Genomic DNA, 17,072 nt, shown 5'->3' with positions numbered 1-17,072 from the left:
TAACGGCCGCCGTAAAGGGCGGCTGTCCAGGGAGCGCGTCTTCCGCCCGACGGGCGGCGAACCGTTACGCAGCCTTAATCGCTCTGGGGCGATAGGGCGCGTAGTAGCTGACGGTTGCGGCGGGGGAGGATCACAAAGGTGTAGACGAGCCCGCCCGCGATATAGATGGCGCAGAGCAGAAAGCCGAACAGGCGGGGCAGGGAAACCACCAATGCGAGAAGGAAAAGAAAGGTGACCATGGTGCGGACCGGATGGGCGCGCAGGAAATCATATTCCTTGAAGGAGAAATAGCGCACCCGGCTGACCATCAGCACGCCAGTGCCCACGCTCAGAAGCAGGGCGAAATAGGGCGTGACGGAAGCCAGGAAATCCGGAAACAGGGAGGCGAAAAAGACAAAAGTCACCACAGTGCAACCGCCCGCCGGAATGGGCAGGCCGATGAAAAAACGCTTGCCCACGGCGGCGGTGCTGACGTTGAAACGCGCCAGGCGCAAAGCCCCGCAGGCCGCGTAAATGAACGCCGCGGCCACGCCCAGGCGGCCGAAAGCCTGCAACTGCCATTGCCAGAGCAGCATGGCCGGGGCAAGGCCGAAGGCCACCAGATCGGCCAGGGAATCATACTGCACCCCGAATTCGCTGGCGGTGTTGGTCAGGCGGGCCACCTTGCCGTCCAGGCCGTCCATGAGGGCCGAAACCAGGATAGCCATGCCCGCCTCTTCAAAGCGGCCCTGCACCGCCCAGACCATCGACAAAAAGCCGAGAAACATGCTCAGCGTCGTGATCATGTTGGGCAGGAGATAGACCCCTTTATGCGGCTTTTTCTTTTCCATAACGTCCATGGCTGTGGCCTGATCGGCGTATCCGGCTCAATGGGCTCGGGCGATCACGCTTTGTCCGGCGAAGACCTGTTCGCCGATGCGTACCGCCGCAACATAGCCCCGGGGCAGATAAAGGTCAACTCGCGAGCCGAAACGAATCATGCCGTAACGCTGGCCTCGCGCCAGGGGATCGCCGGGCTCCGTGCGGCAGACGATGCGCCGGGCCACCAGGCCCGCGATCTGGACCATGCTCCAGACCTGGCCGTCGTCGCCGCGCAGGCAGTAGGCGCAACGCTCATTGTCCGTGGAGGCCTTGTCAAAGGCGGCGTTGAGAAATTTGCCCGGCCAGTAGCGGATATCCTCCACCACGCAGTCCACGGGCGCGCGGTTGACGTGCACGCTGAAGACATTCATGAAAATGCTGACGCAGCAGCGGGTCTCATCACTGAAAGGATCGGCCCTGTCTTCGACGCGGATGATTCTGCCGTCCGCCGGGCTGACGGCCAAGCCTTCGCCCTGGGGCACGACCCGCTCCGGATCGCGGAAAAAATGCAGGCTGAACCAGCAGAGCGCCAGCAGCACCAGCGCCAAAAACCACCAGTCCAGAAGCGCGAAAACCAGAGCCGAAAGCCCAGTCAGGCCGATGCAGGGCCACCCTTCGGGCGTTATGCCGCAATGTGCTGGGCGCATGGCAACTCCGAGGGAAACGCCGCGCTGTCCCGCGCGGCGGTATAATTGCATATGAAGGCAAGATTATAGTCTGAGCCGGAGCGCAAGGCAAGGACGGCGCGGACCCGCGTCGCGGGCAGACGCCTCCCAGCCAGCTTTTGCCGGCTTCTTATTTGCCGAATTATCCGTCAAAACCATCCTTTTCCTTGCCGGCGCCGAAAAATCTTTTTTATTGCGTGAATAGCAACAGTAACGGCCATAAGGCGGCAAAGCGCAGCTTGCCGGGGATTAGAGAACCCCCTCAACAAGCGGGCTCCGCAGGTTTGGGCCGGAGGCGCAACACGGAAAGATCGCAAAATAAAAACTACAACGACACGCCAAAAGGGAGAATAAAATACGTTCAATTTATAATGATGATTATGACAACAAATGTTTATAAGCGTTTACTTTTCTAAACTTGCCCAAATCTTCTGTATCACGGTATTTTCTTATCGATTCCATATCAAATACAGCATACACCAAGCCTTCAAATTCTTCGTCAGCGACGATTATGCTGTTTTCTTGATGTCCCCAAACCATAGGATGAAATGCGCAGGAACACCCTGAATTCTCCCCTGGTGGGTTTGCCATTGCAATGCCCACCATATTCTGCATGGCCTCCACTGACAATTCTCTTAATCTGAACGGTCTGACACAATCACAATCATTTGGCACCAGTATCAGCTCTGCGCCCTGCATCATTAGCTCTCTTGCACTTTCAGGGTATTCCCGGTCATAGCAAATCATAACTCCAATACATATCCCGTCAAAGTGACATACCTTAAATTCCTTACCGCTTTCAAGATAGCGTTCCAAATCAAAATCACAAGTATGAACTTTGCTGTATTTCAAAATGATTGAACCATCCCTGTCAATTATAAATGCCGTATTTTGAGGATATTTCTTCCCTTTGGTGAAACAAGTGATCTCAACACCGATGCTTAGTTCTTTCGCGACCCGTCTTATCTTTTCGAGATAAGTGCAGCCATCGTCTAAGGCATCTTCACACCATTTGGCAAATTCATCATTAGTTTCAATCTCTTCAACAGACTGTAATGTTTCACAAATTTTTGGAAATTGATAAGCCGAAAGGAAGCATTCAGGAAAAAGAACAAAATCAGCGCCATCCGCTTTCGCTTCTGTGATATATCGTATCGCTAGTTCCGTGTTCTCCCCGACATTTGACGTAGGTACTTTGTGCTGTACCATTGCGACCTTAAATTTTCTCATAGCTTATTTTCCCTTTTCAAATAGGGGGATATCAAAAGCGCCTTACCCGCCGACTGCGAACGAATGGCTCTTTGCAGATGAAGCGACTCATAATAAATAAAAAGGCAGTATTAGGGGATTGGCTCAACGTGCTGGAAAGGCCAGTACAAACAGCAATAAATCAGATACGTTAATCAGGCATTCGTTGGCAGCGGTTTTCAAGCAGCTCTGTCCTGCCGAACCCGCGTCGCGGGAACACAGGGCCGCCCCGAAAAAAGCTGGGAAAGCACAGAGTAATGAGGATTTTTGTTCTCTGCCAAGAACGGCGAGCTGCGGGTGGAGGAAGTATATTCAAAGCCGACCTTTGCACGGAGTGAACCGGGCGCGGGCAGAGGGCAAAAAGGCCATCAACCCGCGTTCCTACGCGTCCTCGTCCCCGTACAGACAGATCCGGTCGCGGCCCCCGGCCTTGGCCCGGTACAGGGCCTTGTCCGCGCGGGCCACCAGTTCCGCCCCGGAGCAGCCCTCATCCCGGCGGGCCACCGCCACGCCGATGCTCACCGTCACATATGAAGCCACCGCCGAATCGGGATGCGGCAGGCGCAACGAACGGATTCTGTCCATGACCCGCTCGGCAACGGCCAGGGCCTGCTGCGCGACGACATCTTCCAGAATCACGGCAAATTCCTCGCCGCCATAGCGGAACAGGGTGTCGTCATGCCGGTAGAGCGTGGCCTGCATGGCCCGGGCCACGGCGATCAGGCATTCGTCGCCGGCCAGATGTCCCAGGGAATCATTGTAATTTTTGAACAAATCCACATCGATCATCAGCATGCCCACCGAAGCGCAACAGCCGCTTTGCGCCAGACGCGCGTCAAAGCTGCGCCGGTTGGCCACGCCGGTCAGAGCGTCCACCAGACTGAGGCTCTCGTATTTGTTTTTTTCCTGCTCCAGCGCGCCGGAGCGCGCGGCCAGATCTTTCAGGTAGCCGCGCAGGCTGGGCACGAGATCCAGCAATTGCTGCAGCTCACGGATGCGCACCGGCGGCAGCGCCTTGGCCGGGCTGCCGAAGCGGATCTGGCGCAGTTCCTGGGCAGCCAGGGAAATGGGCGAGAGGATATGCCGGTGCAGCACCGCCACTGTCCCCAGCACCATGACCGCCAGCAGAGCGATGGAAATGTAAAAGCCGTTCCGCATGCTGCGGGCTTCGGCCCGCAGGCCCTCCATGCCGGCGTAGGCGCGCTGGAATTCCTCATTGGAGGCGGCGTTGCTCAGATCTTGAAGGGAGGCGTCCAGGCTCCTCCAGAGCATGAGCGCCTCCTGGTCGGACGCACCTTTTTGGTTCCAGGTCCGCCCCACCACACGCAGGTCGCGTTGAAAGGCCGCGCAGTCCTCACGCAACGCGGAGGCGAGGTCTGTACGGCGGCAGAGAGCCAACACCGGTTCGAAGCTCTTCCGAGCCCGTTCATACTGGGCCATGTCCTTTTCCCGAAGGGAAGAGGTGACGTGGCGCGAACTGTGCGTGGGTTCAAGGGTGTCCACGACTCCGACGGCCAGCTTCAGTCGCGCCAGTACGGCGGACAGGCGCAGTTCGTTCAGATGCAGCGTGTCTGAGGCCTCATCGCTGCGCTTGCGGGCATTATCCAGCTTTTGCGTCAGTTCCTGCACGGTCTTGGCGAAGCCGGTGATCTCCGGAGATTGCTCGAACACCGATTCGGCCACCAGAGCCTGGACCTTGAGCCGGGCCGCGCGGCGCTGGTCGGGATCCTCGGCCATGAAGACCACGGCGGCTTCGCTGCGCAGCACATTGATGTTGTCCACCGTGCGCTGGCTGTCCAGAATGCCGGGCAAATGCTCTTCTTCCAGAGAATCCGTGATCTGCCTGATGGTGTCCAGGCTGAGAAAGACCGCCAGTCCGGCCACGGCCAGCAGGAGCGCCGCGGGCAATATGAGCAACGCCAGGAAGCGGTAGGCGCTGATGCGCCTGACTTTTCCGAATGGGGCTTCGGGCCGCCCCCGCTCTGCATCCATGCCGCGGCTCCGTCAATACAAAGTGTACGGAAAATAATTGCGATTGATCCGTCCGAACGCGCCGCTGAAACGGATGGTCCGGATGGCGCGGTTCACTTCCTCGCGCAGATCCTCTTCTCCCTTGCGTACGCCGATGCTCACCAGGCTGGGAAAGGAATCCAGCGGAAGGGGGTCGCCCAACACCTCAAAATCCCGGCCCCGCTCGGAAAGCAGAAAGCTGTAGCCCGCCAGGTCATTGGCCAGAACCAGGTCCAGTTCCCCGGCGCAGAGCATGTCCAGCAGGCGGCCGAATTCGGCCTGGACAACTTCCGCGCGCTCAGCCCGGCGGTTTCGGAGATGGCTTACCTGCACGCTGCCCCCGCGCGCGCCGATCCTGACCACGCCGTCCTTTCCGGTTCCCACGTCGCCGGGCCTGCCGATATAACCGGAACGCGCGCGGAAATAGGGCTTGGAGAAATCCATGAATTCCCGCCGTTCATCAGTTTCACTGACCCCCATCAGAAGGTCGAGCCCGCCGTTGCGCATGCTCTCCAGCAGGCCGTCCAGCGGCAGAAAGACGAATTCACATTGGCGGCCCATAGCTTGGCACAGTTCCTCGGCCACCTCCAGGTCAAAGCCCGAGGCGTGGCCGCGCCTGTCCACCCGGGAAAACGGAGGATAATTGCTGTCCAGGCCCACCCGCAACGGGGCGGCCCGCGCCGGAACCCACACGCAGAGGAACAGCAGCGACAGCGCGAGAACGCCCGCAAGGCGCAACAGATCCGGCGCTCCCCACACCCTTTCCATGGCAATCCTCATCCCGACATCAGATAACCGGCGATGTCGCATTGCTGGTGACACATATTTTAGGGATATAGGCCCTCTTGGCTTCAAATGCAATGAGCCCTTCCCCGCCACTTGCCGGATGGTCCTCGCATGTCTATACTGAGAGCCATGAAGGCCCTGACAAAAAAAATCCGCGCCGCCCTTTCGGCGAAGCTCGCGCCTCTGATTCTGGCGGTCCTGCTCTTGCCGGTTCTGGCGGGCTGCGGTCCCAAGGACATCGGGGCGGGTTCCTCCTCGGACTATGAGCGCGGCGCTCCGGCCCCGTCAACAGCGGAACAGCTGCGTTATCCCATGACCGGAGCCGGCAATACCCAGCGCATGCTCTACTATTACAACCGCCCGGACGTCATGAGCCGGATGCAGGACTGGCAGATCAGCCGTTTCAACCGCCTGACCGGCGGACAGCCCTCACCCGAAGACCCGGCCTATCGCGCCGTGCCCAAGCAGCGCAGCCCCTTCCGGCAATAAGGGCCTATGGATCCCATCACCCATGCCGCCAGCGGCGCCGTGGCCATGCTGGCCCTGCCGCGCCGCCCCCTCACCCGCTGGGCCGTGCCCCTGGCCGCCCTGGCGGCGGCCTCGCCCGATCTGGACCTGGTTTTTGTCTCCACGCCGCTGCAATTCCTGCTGCTGCACCGGGGCATCACCCACTCCCTTGCCGCCATGCCCGTACTGGGGCTGCTGCTGGCTCTCTGCTGCTATCCGCTCTGGCGGTCCGCCACGCCGGAACGCTGGAATTTCGGCAAGGTCTGGCTGCTGACCTGCGCCATGATATTGCTGCACATCTGGCTGGATGTGGTGACCACCTACGGTACCATGATTTTTCTGCCCTTCTCGCATGAGCGGGTACGGCTCAACGGCGTCTTCATCATTGACCTGCTGCTCACCCTGCCCCTGCTCTGGGCTGTGTGGCGCTGGCGGCGCAAACGTGGTCTCATGCTCCTGGCCCTGGCCTGGGTTTTCGTCTATCCGGCGTCGGGCGTGGGGCTCAACGCCTGGCACGCGGCCCAGGCGGAAACCCGGCTGCGGGCCGAAAGCCGTCAGGTCAGCCACCTGACCGTGCTGCCGGATGCCTTTTCGCCCTTTTTCTGGCGGGTATTGTTTGAGGAACGAGGCCCGGACGGCATGCTGGTGCATGAGCAAAGCCTCAATGCCCTGGGCCGGCCGCGCGCGCCCGAAACCACGCACCAGGCCGCGCCCACGAGGCTGACGGCGGAACTTTCGCGCCAGTCCGTGACGTGCGAGACTTTTTTTCAGTTCACGCTTCTGCCGGTCATGACGCCGCTGCGCCCCTCGGATGCCCCCCAAACGCCCCCCGGCGTTCAGGACGCGCAAAATCTCCTGTTTTACGATCTGCGGTTCGGCAGCGGCTTGGCCTTTGTCCGCAAAATCATGGCCCTGCGCCCCCACGCGGACATTCCCTTCCAGTTGATGGTTGAAATCGCCCCGGCGCAGGCGCAATCCGGCGCGGAAACCACGGATATACGCCTGCTGCGCCAACGGCTGCGCTTTTCCGACAGTCGGCGCGACTCGCATTGGCAGCTTCCGCGCGTTCCCCGGCCTCCGTCACCGGCGGAATGGCTGGTGGGCCTGCGCTGAGCCCGACCGGCTGTCCCGGCGGCTTGCGCCCCGCCCCTACTTGCAGTATGTGGCATACACCGGCGTATGCGCGCGGGTGTGTGGTCGGTTACGATAAAAGCATACGTTCTCGATAAGGATTCGCAATATGGAACATGCCTTTTCACATCTGGACGCCCAGGGCAACGTGACCATGGTGGATGTGGGCGACAAGGCCCCCAGCAAGCGCGTGGCCATTGCCGAGGCCGTGGTGGAACTGGCCCCGGCCACTCTGGAACTGCTGAAAAAATCCGCCCTGCCCAAGGGCGATGTGCTGGCCTGCGCCAAGATCGGCGGCATTATGGCGGCCAAGCGCACCAGTCAGCTGATCCCGCTCTGCCACAGTCTGAACCTGACCTTCGCGGACGTCCGTTTTGAAGTGCGCGACATGCCGCCCCAAGTGCGCATTGAGGCCGAGGCCCGCACTGTGGGCAGCACCGGCGTGGAAATGGAAGCCATTGTGGCGGCCCAGAGCGCCGCAGCCATCATTTACGACATGTGCAAGGCCGTGCAGCGCGACATCGTCATCAGCCGGGTGCGCCTGCTGCACAAGAGCGGCGGCAAAAGCGGCGAATTCAACGCTCCGGAATTGCCGGCATGACCATGCCGCACATTGATCCCGTAGCCATTTCCATCGGCAGCCTCCAGTTGCGCTGGTACGGCCTCATGTACCTCATCGGCTTTGCCGTGGGCTGGGGCCTGGGCCGCTGGCGGGCGTCGCGCCCCGGTTCGGGCTGGCGTCCCGCCGACGTGGACGACCTGCTGACCTGCGTCATGCTGGGCATCATCCTGGGCGGCCGCCTGGGTTATGTGCTCTTTTACGATCTGCCGGTCTACATTCATGATCCCGTGGAAATCCTGCGCATCTGGAACGGCGGCATGTCCTTCCACGGCGGGCTGCTGGGCGTGCTCGGGGCTTTCTGGTACTTCGCGCGCAGCCGCAAAAAATCCTTCCTGGAAGTCTCGGACTTTGTGGCCCCGCTGGTGCCGCAGGGCCTCTTTTTCGGACGCCTGGGCAACTTCATCAACGGCGAGCTCTGGGGCAAGGTCAGCGACGCGCCCTGGGCCATGGTTTTTCCCGGCGGCGGCCCCTATGCGCGCCATCCTTCTCAGCTCTATGAAGCCCTGCTGGAAGGCCTGCTGCTGTTCATCGTGGTCTGGGTATACTCCGGCAAGCCTCGCAAACCCGGCGCGGTATCCGGTCTGTTCGCCGTGGGTTACGGCCTGTCCCGTTTTATGGTGGAATTCGTGCGCGTGCCCGACGCCCAGCTGGGCTACCTGGCCTTCGGCTGGCTGACCATGGGGCAGGTGCTCTGCCTGCCGTTGATTCTGGCGGGCCTGTGGCTGCTCTTCCGTAAGGACGGCGGCCCGCACGGTTCCGCGCGGATCTGAACGGATTCTGAACGCATCCGGAAACGCCACGGGGCAGCGCCCGCGGCACGATGCTCCGTGGTTGCGGATGCCGTGCGCCGCTCCGGTTGACAGGTGCGGGCTTTTTTGTGAAGCTGTCCGCCGTTCAGAGCGGCTTAACTTTGAGAAGCCGGGCCGCCTGCGGGATTTCAAAAAAATCTCCGCCGTGAAGACGGCAGCGCCGCTTTGCCGTCACGCAACACGTTCACGCGCACATTGCCCGAATACGTTTTTTACGGAGGCCCCATGGCTAAGGAAGGTTCCATTGAAGTTGACGGCGTGGTGCAGGAAGCCCTGCCCAACGCCATGTTCCGCGTGGAGCTGGAAAACGGCCACGAAGTGCTGGCCCATATTTCCGGTAAAATGCGCAAATTCTATATCCGCATTCTGCCCGGCGACCGGGTCAAGGTGGAACTCTCCCCCTATGATCTCACGCGCGGCCGCATCACCTATCGCATGAAGTAGCGCCAGGCACGGCGATTTCCTTTTTCCGCTTTCCCTGCATATTCCGCCGGATTCCGTCGGTGCGCCCGCTTTGCGCGGCGCTCCGGCGTCATGCTGCGCGTCTTCGGAAAAATCCCGGCTAAACCAGCCCGGTCCAGTGCAACACACCCACACACAGCAGAGCCCAGAGCCCGGCCAGCACGTCGTCCAGCATGACCCCGAAACCGGCGGGCAGCCAGTTTTCCGAGGCGCGCACCGGCCAGGGCTTGGCGATGTCGAAAATGCGGAAGAGCACAAAGGCCGCGACCACCAGCCAGAAGCCCGGTTCGGCAAACGGCAGCAGCACCAGCCAGACGCCCACCAGTTCGTCGATGACCACTTCGCCGGGGTCTTTGCGGCCCAGCAGCTTTTCCGCGCGCGTGGCGGCCAGAGCGCCCAGCACGAAGAGCAGCAGCAAAGCCAGCACGCGCCCGCCCATGCCGAGCGGCAGAAAGACAAAGGGCGCCAGCAGGCAGGCCAGGGCCGTGCCCCAGGTGCCCGGAGCCCTGGGAGCCAGTCCGGCCACGCCCAGGCGGCAGAACGCCAGTACGCAGGTATCCCGGAAACGCATAGTTCCTCCTGTTCGGAACGGCCGCGCAGCGGCCTGCCCCGTGTATAGCGGCTTTCCGCTCCCAAGGCCAGACGCGTGTTGCCTAATGCCGGGCTTTGACATATAAAAACCGGCAGATTGAGGCCGCCATGGACAAAAATCGCAGTGAGGTTTTCGGTCAGTTCAGCTACGACGAAAGCCTGACCTACGAAGAACTGCTGGATGTGGAAAGCACGCTGATCACCGACCTGGAAGCCCTGCTGCTGCGGGCCGGGGCGACACATCTGGATTTCACGCCGCTGGGCGACGCGCTGATGTGTCAGTGCGCCTTTGAGGCGCACAAGCTCTACGTCTACCGCAAAATCGCCCAGGAAGCGGCGGCTCTGTTGCCGCGCGGCGTCACGGGGCGGCTGCTCTGCCTGGACAAAAGCCTGGCCGCCCTGCACGTCTACTGGATTCAGGCCGGTCAGTGGCAGGAAGAGGAACGTCCCGTGCCCGAGGATCCTCCCCACGGGCTGAAAATCTGGCGTGTGCCGCCCGCTCCGGCGGCAACGGAAGGAGAAGAGTGACGGCCCGGCGCGTCCTCGCGGCAGCGGCCTGATGTGACGCACCATGCCCGGATGGTGGAATTGGTAGACACAAGGGACTTAAAATCCCTCACGCATAGCGTATGTCGGTTCGAGTCCGACTCCGGGTACCAGGAATCAACAAACATCCCGGATTCGTTCAGATGGCGAATCCGGGATGTTTTACTCATCAATATGCGCCAGCCGGTTCATCTCCGCCAGGCCAGATACAGCAGAGGATAAGGCCGTCCCGCGCTGTCCAGGTCGGACCGCCCCGTCACCGCGAAGCCTTGACGCTGATAAAAGGCCAGTGCCCGCGCATTCTGTGCATTGACTTCCAGGCTGAGCGCGCCGTGCAGGTTCCGGGCGTGCCGCAGCAGGGCCTTGCCCACGCCGCGTCCGAAATATTCCGGTTCCACGAAAAGCATTTCCACATGCGCTCCGTCACAGCCCAGGAAGCCCACCGGACAGCCTTCCCCTTCCGCCAGCCAGACTTCGCCCACGCCCGGCAGATACACGTCCGCCACTTCCGCGTGAATCCGCTCCAGATCACCGGGCAGCAGAAAATCATGTGTAGCTTCCACGCTGCGCCGCCACAGCTCAGCCAGGGCGGGAAAATCATCGCCACTTGCCCGGCGGACGGGCCAGGGCGGGTTGCCGGAAGCGGCGGAGGCGGAATGAGGCGGTACGGACATGGCGGCCCTTCCATTATACGGCACAGGCGGCGACGGACGGATCAGTAATTGTACTTCCAGCGCACGCCGCCCCAGGTATCCTGCTGTTCGGTGCGGAGTTCCAGATTGATGCGCGGGGTCAGTTCCAGCTGGATGATAAAGGCCGTGCTGTCCGGCTTCATGCCCTGCTCCACGCCTACGTAGATCAGGTCGCCGATGTACTTGCCCATTTCCAGGGTGGTGCCCCCCGCGGTCTGGTCACCGGGTTCTCCGGCGGCCCCGGTGGACGAGGTGCCGAGGCGCAGCACGTCCACGCCCAGGGCCTTGCGCGTGAAGTCGAGCATGCCGCCCCCGCCCGAGCCGAAACCGGCCAGCTGGGCCACGGCCCCCGCCAGTTGCAGGGCCTCCAGGCGGCTCAACTCATTGGCGCTGCGGCCAAAGAGAATCCGGGAGAGGATTTCATCCTTGGGCAGGCTGGGCTCGCTGCTCAGGCTGAGCTTCATCTTGCTCACCGTGCCGCTGATAGTGATGTGAGCCGTGAGGTCCGGCGTTTCATTGGTCATCACAATATCCAGCAGGGGATTGCTCAGGGAACCGCCGCCAAAGGTGATGACCCCGCGCGTGAGCGCGAAATTCTTGGTCAGGAAATCGAAATTGCCCTTCACGGCGCGCAGTTCGCCGGTAATCATGGGCGCGGCCGGGCTGCCGCTGACCAGCAGATTGGCCTGCCACTCGCTGGTCAGGCCATGCCCCTCAACGATGAAGCGGCCCGGAGCGCGGATGCGCAGGTTCAGGGAGCCCTGTCCTTCGGCGGCCGCTGCTGGTGCCGCCGGGGCGGCGTCCGCCACTGTAGCGGCTTCCTGAATGGGCAAGGTGGTGATGCTGCCGCCCACGGCCAGATTGTTGAGCAGCAACGCGCCCTGATTGATGATGATTTCACCGCGCACGTCCGGAGCCGTGGCGCTGCCCGTAACCCGGGCCTGGCCGGAAAGATTGATGCGCAGATCCCGTCGGCGCAGAGGCCGCAAATGGTCCAGCGCGGCCCGCAGGTCCAGATTGCGGCCGTCCAGCCCGCCGCCGCCCGTCAGACGCAGGCTGCCGCCCAGGCCGTCGGCCGCGCTGAGTTCCAGATACATGCTTCCGGCCAGGGGGCCAGTGCCGCCTGCCGCATTCTTTTTTCCGGCCTCTTTTCCGTTCAGATCCAGGCGCAGATTGATGTCCGTGAGCAGCACGCCCAGCAGCAGGTCCTCATAGCGGGCCTTGTCCACGCGCAGGCCGCCGGTCACGCGCGGCGCGGCCAGGGTGCCCCCCAGATTGAGATTCAGGGATATCCGGCCGTTGAGACGGCGGTCCGCCAGGGGCAACAAGCTCCAGACGGGGCCCACGGCCCCCTCCCAGCGCACCTGTCCGGCCAGTTGCCCCTGAGGAGCGGGTCGGGGCAGGCCGTCCGGGCCGAAAAGCAACGGCAGGCGCAGGTTGAGACTGGCCTCGCTGCCGCCCAGAGCCTTGACGGCCTGGGGATCCAGCTCCAATCGCGCGGCCAGCGCACTGCCCGAGGCGTTACGCTCAATGCCGCCCACCAGGGCCAGATCCAGAGGGGCCACAGGACTGCCCGGCACGCGCAGACGGCGCACGCCCAGCCGGAAATCCCCGCCGGGCCGGGCCGGGCTGCCGCTGAGCCGCACGCGGGCCTCGGCCGTGCCCAGAGGCAGAACAGGCACCAGCGCGCGCCAGGGCTCCAGGGCCAGGCCGTCCAGAACGACCCGCAAATCAAGTTTCTCCGGCGTCAGCGCGCCCTGGGCCTGCAAACGTCCCGAGGGCGACAGGGCCAGATCCAGGCCGGAAACCGCCAGCCCGGCGTCGCCGTAGCGGATCTCCGCGCCGCGCGTGGCGCGCAGCCCCAGGGCCTGCCCTTTGCTTCCCTTGCCGCTGCCGACCGCCGCCAGCGCCGCGTTCAGGCGCACTTCCAGAGTCTGCAAGGCGACCAGGCCGGGCCGCCACTGGATGTTGAGTCGGCTTGTCACGCCGCCCGTGCTTTCCAGACTGAGGTCCAGAGGCCCCTGCAAGGGCCCCGAGGCCCGCGCCCGCGCGCCCAGGCGCAGATCGCCCCGGCTCGCCTCTTCCAGATCCAGGCGCGCCGCCAGCGCCGCCCGGCCGAAAAGATCCGTGAGCCGGGCCTCGCCGTCCAGGCCGCGCACATGCAGCGCCGCATCCCCGCCTTGCGCGGAGCTGAGGTTGAAACGGGGAATCTTCCAGCGCAGCAGAACCTGCTGCGCGGCGGACCCGGAGCCGTTTTGCGGCGCTTCCGCGCGCAATTCCAGATCCAGCCCGGCTTCGCCGTCCAGGCGCTGCCCCGGCACAAAGGCGGACAGGGCCTGCCAGTCAGCCACGCGCAGCCGGATCGCGCCGTCCAGAGCGGGCGCTTTGCCCGGCGCGAGCACGGCGGTCACGTCGCCCGTGCCTTCCAGGCCCGCCGCGCCCAGGCGCAGCTTGCGCAGACCGGCCACAGCCGCCCCCGGCGCGCCGTCCGTCCTATCCGTCGTGCTGTCCGTCGCGTTTTCCGGGCCACTCTTCAGGTCCGGCCCATAAAAAAGTTCCGTCGTGAGCTTGAGAGGACGCTGATCCAGCTCGGCGCGCAGGTCCAGCACCAGACGGGCTTCCCCGCGAGAGCCGCCCAGGCCCAGCGCGTCGCCCCAGGCCAGGGGCGCGCCCGTGAGCGCCAGCGTCGTATCCTTGAGGACGTGGCCGTTGCTCTGAATATCCGCGCAGGCCAGACGCAGGTCCACATCCGGCCGCCGCAGCGCGCCCTTGGCGGTCAGCGTGAGGGAGAGCGGCGCGCGCAGCATGGCCAGCACATCCCCGGCCTCTTCCGTGCCCTCTGTGATTTTTGTGGGAATAGCGGCCGTGTCCGCCGCCGGGCTTTGCAGGCTGACATTCAGATTCAGGTCCAGAGGGCCGTCCGGCCAGTCTTTCCGGCCGCTGTGCCACTGCCCCTGCCCTGCGGCCGTCACCCGGCCCGCCGTCAGATTCAGCTTGGTCAGGGCCAGCCGCGCCGAGGACGCCGGGCCGGGTTCCATTGCGGCCGTCCCGCCTTCAAAAGCCAGGTTCAAGCGGGCTTCGGAACCCAGCAGATCCGGCGGCAGAGCGTCCACATGAAGCACGGGCCGCCGCAACACCGCTTCCAGGCGGCTGTTCACGGCCAGGCCCGGCCCCTGTTCCGCCCCGTTGCTCAATGGTCCGGCCTGGGCTTCCAGGCTGACTTCCGCCACCGCGCAACTGAGCGCGGACAGGGCAAAAGGCGCATCCTCCGCGCCGCTCAGGCGCGCCCGGACGTGCAGCTTCGCGCCCTCTCTTCCGGCCGTGAGCCCGGCGTCCAGATCGGCCCGCAAAACCTGCGCGGCGGGAACCGGGACAGGCGCGTCAGCAGTTTTTTGTTCCGGCGCTTGTGCTTTTGCCGCGCCCGGCGTTGGCGGCGAGGCCGCGCCGCCGAGCAATTCCGGCGGCAGCAGGGCGTTTTCCACGCTCAGCGCGTCCAGACGCACCTCGGGCAGCCAGGCGGGCAGATCGTTCAGGGCGCGGGCCGCTTCGCCCAGGGCCGCGCGCAACGATTCCACGGTCAGGGGCTGCCGCGGGACGGACGGTTCCGGATCAGAGGGCAGGTCGGGCAGACGGCTCAATGCCGGATCGACGCTGCGGATGGCCGCAATGCGCACCACGCCGGGCAGGGCACGCCAGTCCCAGGCAAAGCTGTTTTCCGGAGCCGTAAGCCAGACGCCTCGGGCGTCGGCGACTTCCAGGCCGAAGGAGCAGGCAAAGGGCAGCGGACCGGAGAGACGGGTCAGGCGCGCATGCAGGCCGCTTTCCCGCAAGGAGCTTTCCAAAGCTGCATTGACGGTTTTGGTCAGCCAGGCCTGGCCGCTTTCACTGCGCAGCACATAGGCCAGCCCCCCCAGCGCCGTCAACAGCAGGGCCAGCAGAGCGGCCAGCGCGCGGCGCAGCCAGCGCGTCCGCCTTTTGGGGCGCTTGGGGCGTCCGCTGTGCCCGTCCTGCACGGCGGACGGAGATTGGGTCGCCGGGCTCGCGGGCCGTTCTTCCTGTATGCGCGCCATCAGAAGGACTGCCCTATGCTGATATAGACCTGCACCGGCGGGTCGCCGTCAATGCGCCGCAGGGGCGTGGCCACGTCCAGGCGCAACGGCCCGATGGGCGTGTAATAGCGCAGGCCCAAGCCCGCGCCCCAATCCATGTCGCCGATGATGCGCGGGAACTCGTCCGTATAGACCATGCCGCCATCCAGAAAAGGCACCAGACCGATGTTTTCAGTCACCTTGAAGCGCGCCTCCAGGTTGACGATCTGGTAGGAGCGCCCGCCCAGAGGGTCGTCCTTGCTGTCGCGCGGCCCCAGGGCCTGATAGGCATAGCCGCGCACCGAGCCCGCGCCGCCCGCGTAATAGCGCATGCTTGACGGGATGCTGTGCAGCGGCGAACCGGCCATGGCCCCGCCCTCCACCCGGCCCGCCAGCACCAGGCGGTCGTCGGGACGGCCCGTCTTGTCGCGCATGGGCGCGTAATAGACGCTGGCCGCCAGGCTTCCGGCCATGGCGCTGAACGACTCCTGATAAAAGCCGCCGAAGGGCGTGAGCTTGATTTCCATTTCCGAACCGCTGCTGGGATTGAGCACATTGTTGCGGCTGTCGCGCCGCAGGCTCACGCGGGGGCTGAATACGCCGTAGGGGTGCTCGCTGTTCTCGTTGTCCTTGAGGGAACCGCTTTCCACAAATACGCCGACGCCGCCCCACCACTGGCGGGCCAGCTTCCGGTCCAGGCCCGCCGAGGCGTTGCCCGCCATCTTGCGGTAGGCGCTGGTATCTTCGCGCAGGGCCGAGGCCGAGGCCAGCAGGCGCTGCTCGCGCACCAGAAAGGCGGGTTTTTCAAAGGCCGCCTTGATGCCCTGGATTTCCGTGGCCAGGGGCGCGGTGACCGTAAGTTTTTCCCCGTTGTGGAAAAGATTGCGGTGCTCCCAGACGCCTTCCAGGCCCAGGCCCGTATCCGTGTCGTAGCGGGCGCTGCCGCTGATGGAACGGAAGGGCGCTTCGGCCACGGTAATGTCCGCGGGCAGCACGGCCACGCCGCCCTCGCCGCTTTTTTCCAGATCCGCCGCGGCCGGGGCCGCCTCCACGGAGCGGAACAGACCCAGGCCGCGCAGGGTATTGGCGTAATCGTCCAGCAATTCGCTGTCCCAGGGCTCGTCGCCCGGCGTCCAGGGCGTCAGCCGTTGCAGGTATTCGGCGTTGACATCCTGCGCGCCATGCACGCGGATGTCCCCCATGAGCGCGGGCGGTCCGGTCCGGACCAGAATATCGGCATTGAGCGTACGGGCCTCGCGGTTCAGGGTATAGCGGGCGGCGGCCACCTTGGCCAGGGGATAGCCCTCACGGCGGAAGCATTCCGGCAGGGCGTCCACGGCGGCCAGCATGGCGTCGGCGGTCACCGGCTGCCCCACGTTCACGCCGGGCAGGCTTGACGGGAAGGACGGCGGCGGCACCGCCTCCCGCTCCAGACCCCAGAAGCCCGTTTCGCGGCTGCGGTTCTTGAAGGATTCCGGCACCACGGGCGCGGGTTCGTAGCGCACATCGGCCCGGCCCAGCGTGTAGCGCGGGCCCGGTTCCAGCAGCAGGGTCACCTTCACGGGGGAGGCGGCCTCGTCCATGCTGAAGGAGGCCTTGCCGTCATAATAGGATTGGGAATGGAGCAGCTTGAGCGCGGTTTCCGTATCGGCGCGGGCCCGGCGTTCCAGGGCCAGCATGCTGTCCGGCGGCTCCTTGGCGAGCTGGGCGAGCTGGCTGGCGGCCTTCATCTTGCCCTCCAGGGAGGACGGCCCGCCGCGCACCTCAATACGCAGAGCATAGGGAATGGGCTTGCCCTGCCAGGCCGGATCCGGCTCGGCGCCCTGTCCGGAGTCCGCCGCCTCGGGCCCGGCATCGCCGCTCCTGGCCAGCAGACCGCAACCGTTGAGCAGGCCCGGCAGAACCAGCAGGGCGGCCAGCATCAGAACACGCGCCGACTGCCCGGCCCGTGGGCGGGGCCGGGCGCCGATAAAAAAAAGCCGCCCGCCGACGGTGTGGAAAAAGCATAAAAGAGTAACGAATGCGCAACGCATAGTATATTCCATATACGCTTG

At 64.0% G+C, this 17,072-nt stretch carries 15 protein-coding genes and 1 tRNA gene; 7 read left to right on the top strand and 9 right to left on the bottom strand.

Going from position 1 to position 17,072, the window contains the following annotated elements; all coding sequences use genetic code 11:
• Positions 1 to 74: 74 nt before the first annotated feature.
• The 5 genes from pssA to KH208_RS00370 all read right to left on the bottom strand — a co-directional run bounded on the left by pssA (position 75) and on the right by KH208_RS00370 (position 5,552).
• The gene (gene pssA / locus KH208_RS00390; RefSeq protein ID WP_291432879.1) at positions 75 to 839 is read right to left on the bottom strand and encodes a CDP-diacylglycerol--serine O-phosphatidyltransferase; all 765 of its coding nucleotides are present in this window, start codon (positions 837 to 839) and stop codon (positions 75 to 77) included.
• A 27-nt stretch (positions 840 to 866) separates the two neighbouring features.
• Complete coding sequence (locus KH208_RS00385) at positions 867 to 1,508, bottom strand: phosphatidylserine decarboxylase family protein (protein WP_291432878.1); 642 nt, start codon at positions 1,506 to 1,508, stop codon at positions 867 to 869.
• 396 nt (positions 1,509 to 1,904) lie between these two features.
• Complete coding sequence (locus KH208_RS00380; RefSeq protein ID WP_291432877.1) at positions 1,905 to 2,756, bottom strand: carbon-nitrogen hydrolase family protein; 852 nt, start codon at positions 2,754 to 2,756, stop codon at positions 1,905 to 1,907.
• 399 nt (positions 2,757 to 3,155) lie between these two features.
• A complete protein-coding gene (locus tag KH208_RS00375; RefSeq protein ID WP_291432876.1) occupies positions 3,156 to 4,766 on the bottom strand; it encodes a diguanylate cyclase in 1,611 nt (536 codons plus the stop codon).
• A gap of 12 nt (positions 4,767 to 4,778) precedes the next feature.
• Positions 4,779 to 5,552, bottom strand: a complete 774-nt coding sequence (locus KH208_RS00370; RefSeq protein ID WP_291432875.1) for an ABC transporter substrate-binding protein — start codon at positions 5,550 to 5,552, stop codon at positions 4,779 to 4,781.
• Between the two features lie 129 nt (positions 5,553 to 5,681).
• Between KH208_RS00370 and KH208_RS00365 the strand changes: the two genes are divergently transcribed.
• The 5 genes from KH208_RS00365 (at position 5,682) to infA (ending at position 9,083) form a co-directional block, all read left to right on the top strand.
• Positions 5,682 to 6,059, top strand: a complete 378-nt coding sequence (locus KH208_RS00365; protein WP_291432874.1) for a chemotaxis protein — start codon at positions 5,682 to 5,684, stop codon at positions 6,057 to 6,059.
• A 6-nt stretch (positions 6,060 to 6,065) separates the two neighbouring features.
• On the top strand, positions 6,066 to 7,190 hold the full coding sequence (locus KH208_RS00360) for a metal-dependent hydrolase (protein WP_291432873.1): 1,125 nt from the start codon (positions 6,066 to 6,068) through the stop codon (positions 7,188 to 7,190).
• A gap of 127 nt (positions 7,191 to 7,317) precedes the next feature.
• Positions 7,318 to 7,809, top strand: a complete 492-nt coding sequence (moaC, locus tag KH208_RS00355; RefSeq protein WP_291432872.1) for a cyclic pyranopterin monophosphate synthase MoaC — start codon at positions 7,318 to 7,320, stop codon at positions 7,807 to 7,809.
• Positions 7,806 to 8,600 carry a prolipoprotein diacylglyceryl transferase gene (lgt, locus tag KH208_RS00350; RefSeq protein WP_291432871.1) on the top strand — a complete coding sequence of 265 codons (795 nt, stop codon included), beginning with the start codon at positions 7,806 to 7,808 and terminating at the stop codon, positions 8,598 to 8,600. Before moaC ends, lgt begins: the two co-directional genes overlap by 4 nt.
• A 264-nt stretch (positions 8,601 to 8,864) precedes the next feature.
• Entirely contained in the window at positions 8,865 to 9,083 is a 219-nt protein-coding gene (gene infA / locus KH208_RS00345; protein WP_006008898.1) for a translation initiation factor IF-1, read from the top strand.
• A gap of 118 nt (positions 9,084 to 9,201) precedes the next feature.
• On the opposite strand, the gene KH208_RS00340 is transcribed toward infA, so the two are convergent.
• Complete coding sequence (locus KH208_RS00340) at positions 9,202 to 9,672, bottom strand: phosphatidylglycerophosphatase A (protein WP_291432870.1); 471 nt, start codon at positions 9,670 to 9,672, stop codon at positions 9,202 to 9,204.
• A 128-nt stretch (positions 9,673 to 9,800) separates the two neighbouring features.
• Between KH208_RS00340 and KH208_RS00335 the strand changes: the two genes are divergently transcribed.
• Complete coding sequence (locus KH208_RS00335; protein ID WP_291432869.1) at positions 9,801 to 10,220, top strand: hypothetical protein; 420 nt, start codon at positions 9,801 to 9,803, stop codon at positions 10,218 to 10,220.
• Positions 10,221 to 10,265: 45 nt separating this feature from the next.
• A tRNA-Leu gene (locus KH208_RS00330) sits at positions 10,266 to 10,351 on the top strand.
• 75 nt (positions 10,352 to 10,426) lie between these two features.
• On the opposite strand, the gene KH208_RS00325 is transcribed toward KH208_RS00330, so the two are convergent.
• The 3 genes from KH208_RS00325 to KH208_RS00315 are packed head-to-tail and all read right to left on the bottom strand — an operon-like array spanning position 10,427 to position 17,051.
• Positions 10,427 to 10,912, bottom strand: coding sequence for a GNAT family N-acetyltransferase (locus KH208_RS00325; RefSeq protein ID WP_291432868.1), 486 nt, complete (start codon positions 10,910 to 10,912; stop codon positions 10,427 to 10,429).
• 41 nt (positions 10,913 to 10,953) lie between these two features.
• Positions 10,954 to 15,000, bottom strand: coding sequence for a translocation/assembly module TamB domain-containing protein (locus KH208_RS00320; RefSeq protein WP_291432867.1), 4,047 nt, complete (start codon positions 14,998 to 15,000; stop codon positions 10,954 to 10,956).
• Positions 15,000 to 17,051 carry an autotransporter assembly complex family protein gene (locus tag KH208_RS00315; protein ID WP_291432866.1) on the bottom strand — a complete coding sequence of 684 codons (2,052 nt, stop codon included), beginning with the start codon at positions 17,049 to 17,051 and terminating at the stop codon, positions 15,000 to 15,002. Before KH208_RS00315 ends, KH208_RS00320 begins: the two co-directional genes overlap by 1 nt.
• Positions 17,052 to 17,072 lie beyond the last annotated feature (21 nt).

Source organism: Desulfovibrio sp. (assembly GCF_018379785.1).
GTDB lineage: Bacteria > Desulfobacterota > Desulfovibrionia > Desulfovibrionales > Desulfovibrionaceae > Desulfovibrio.
This window is presented reverse-complemented; position numbering and strand designations above follow the sequence as displayed.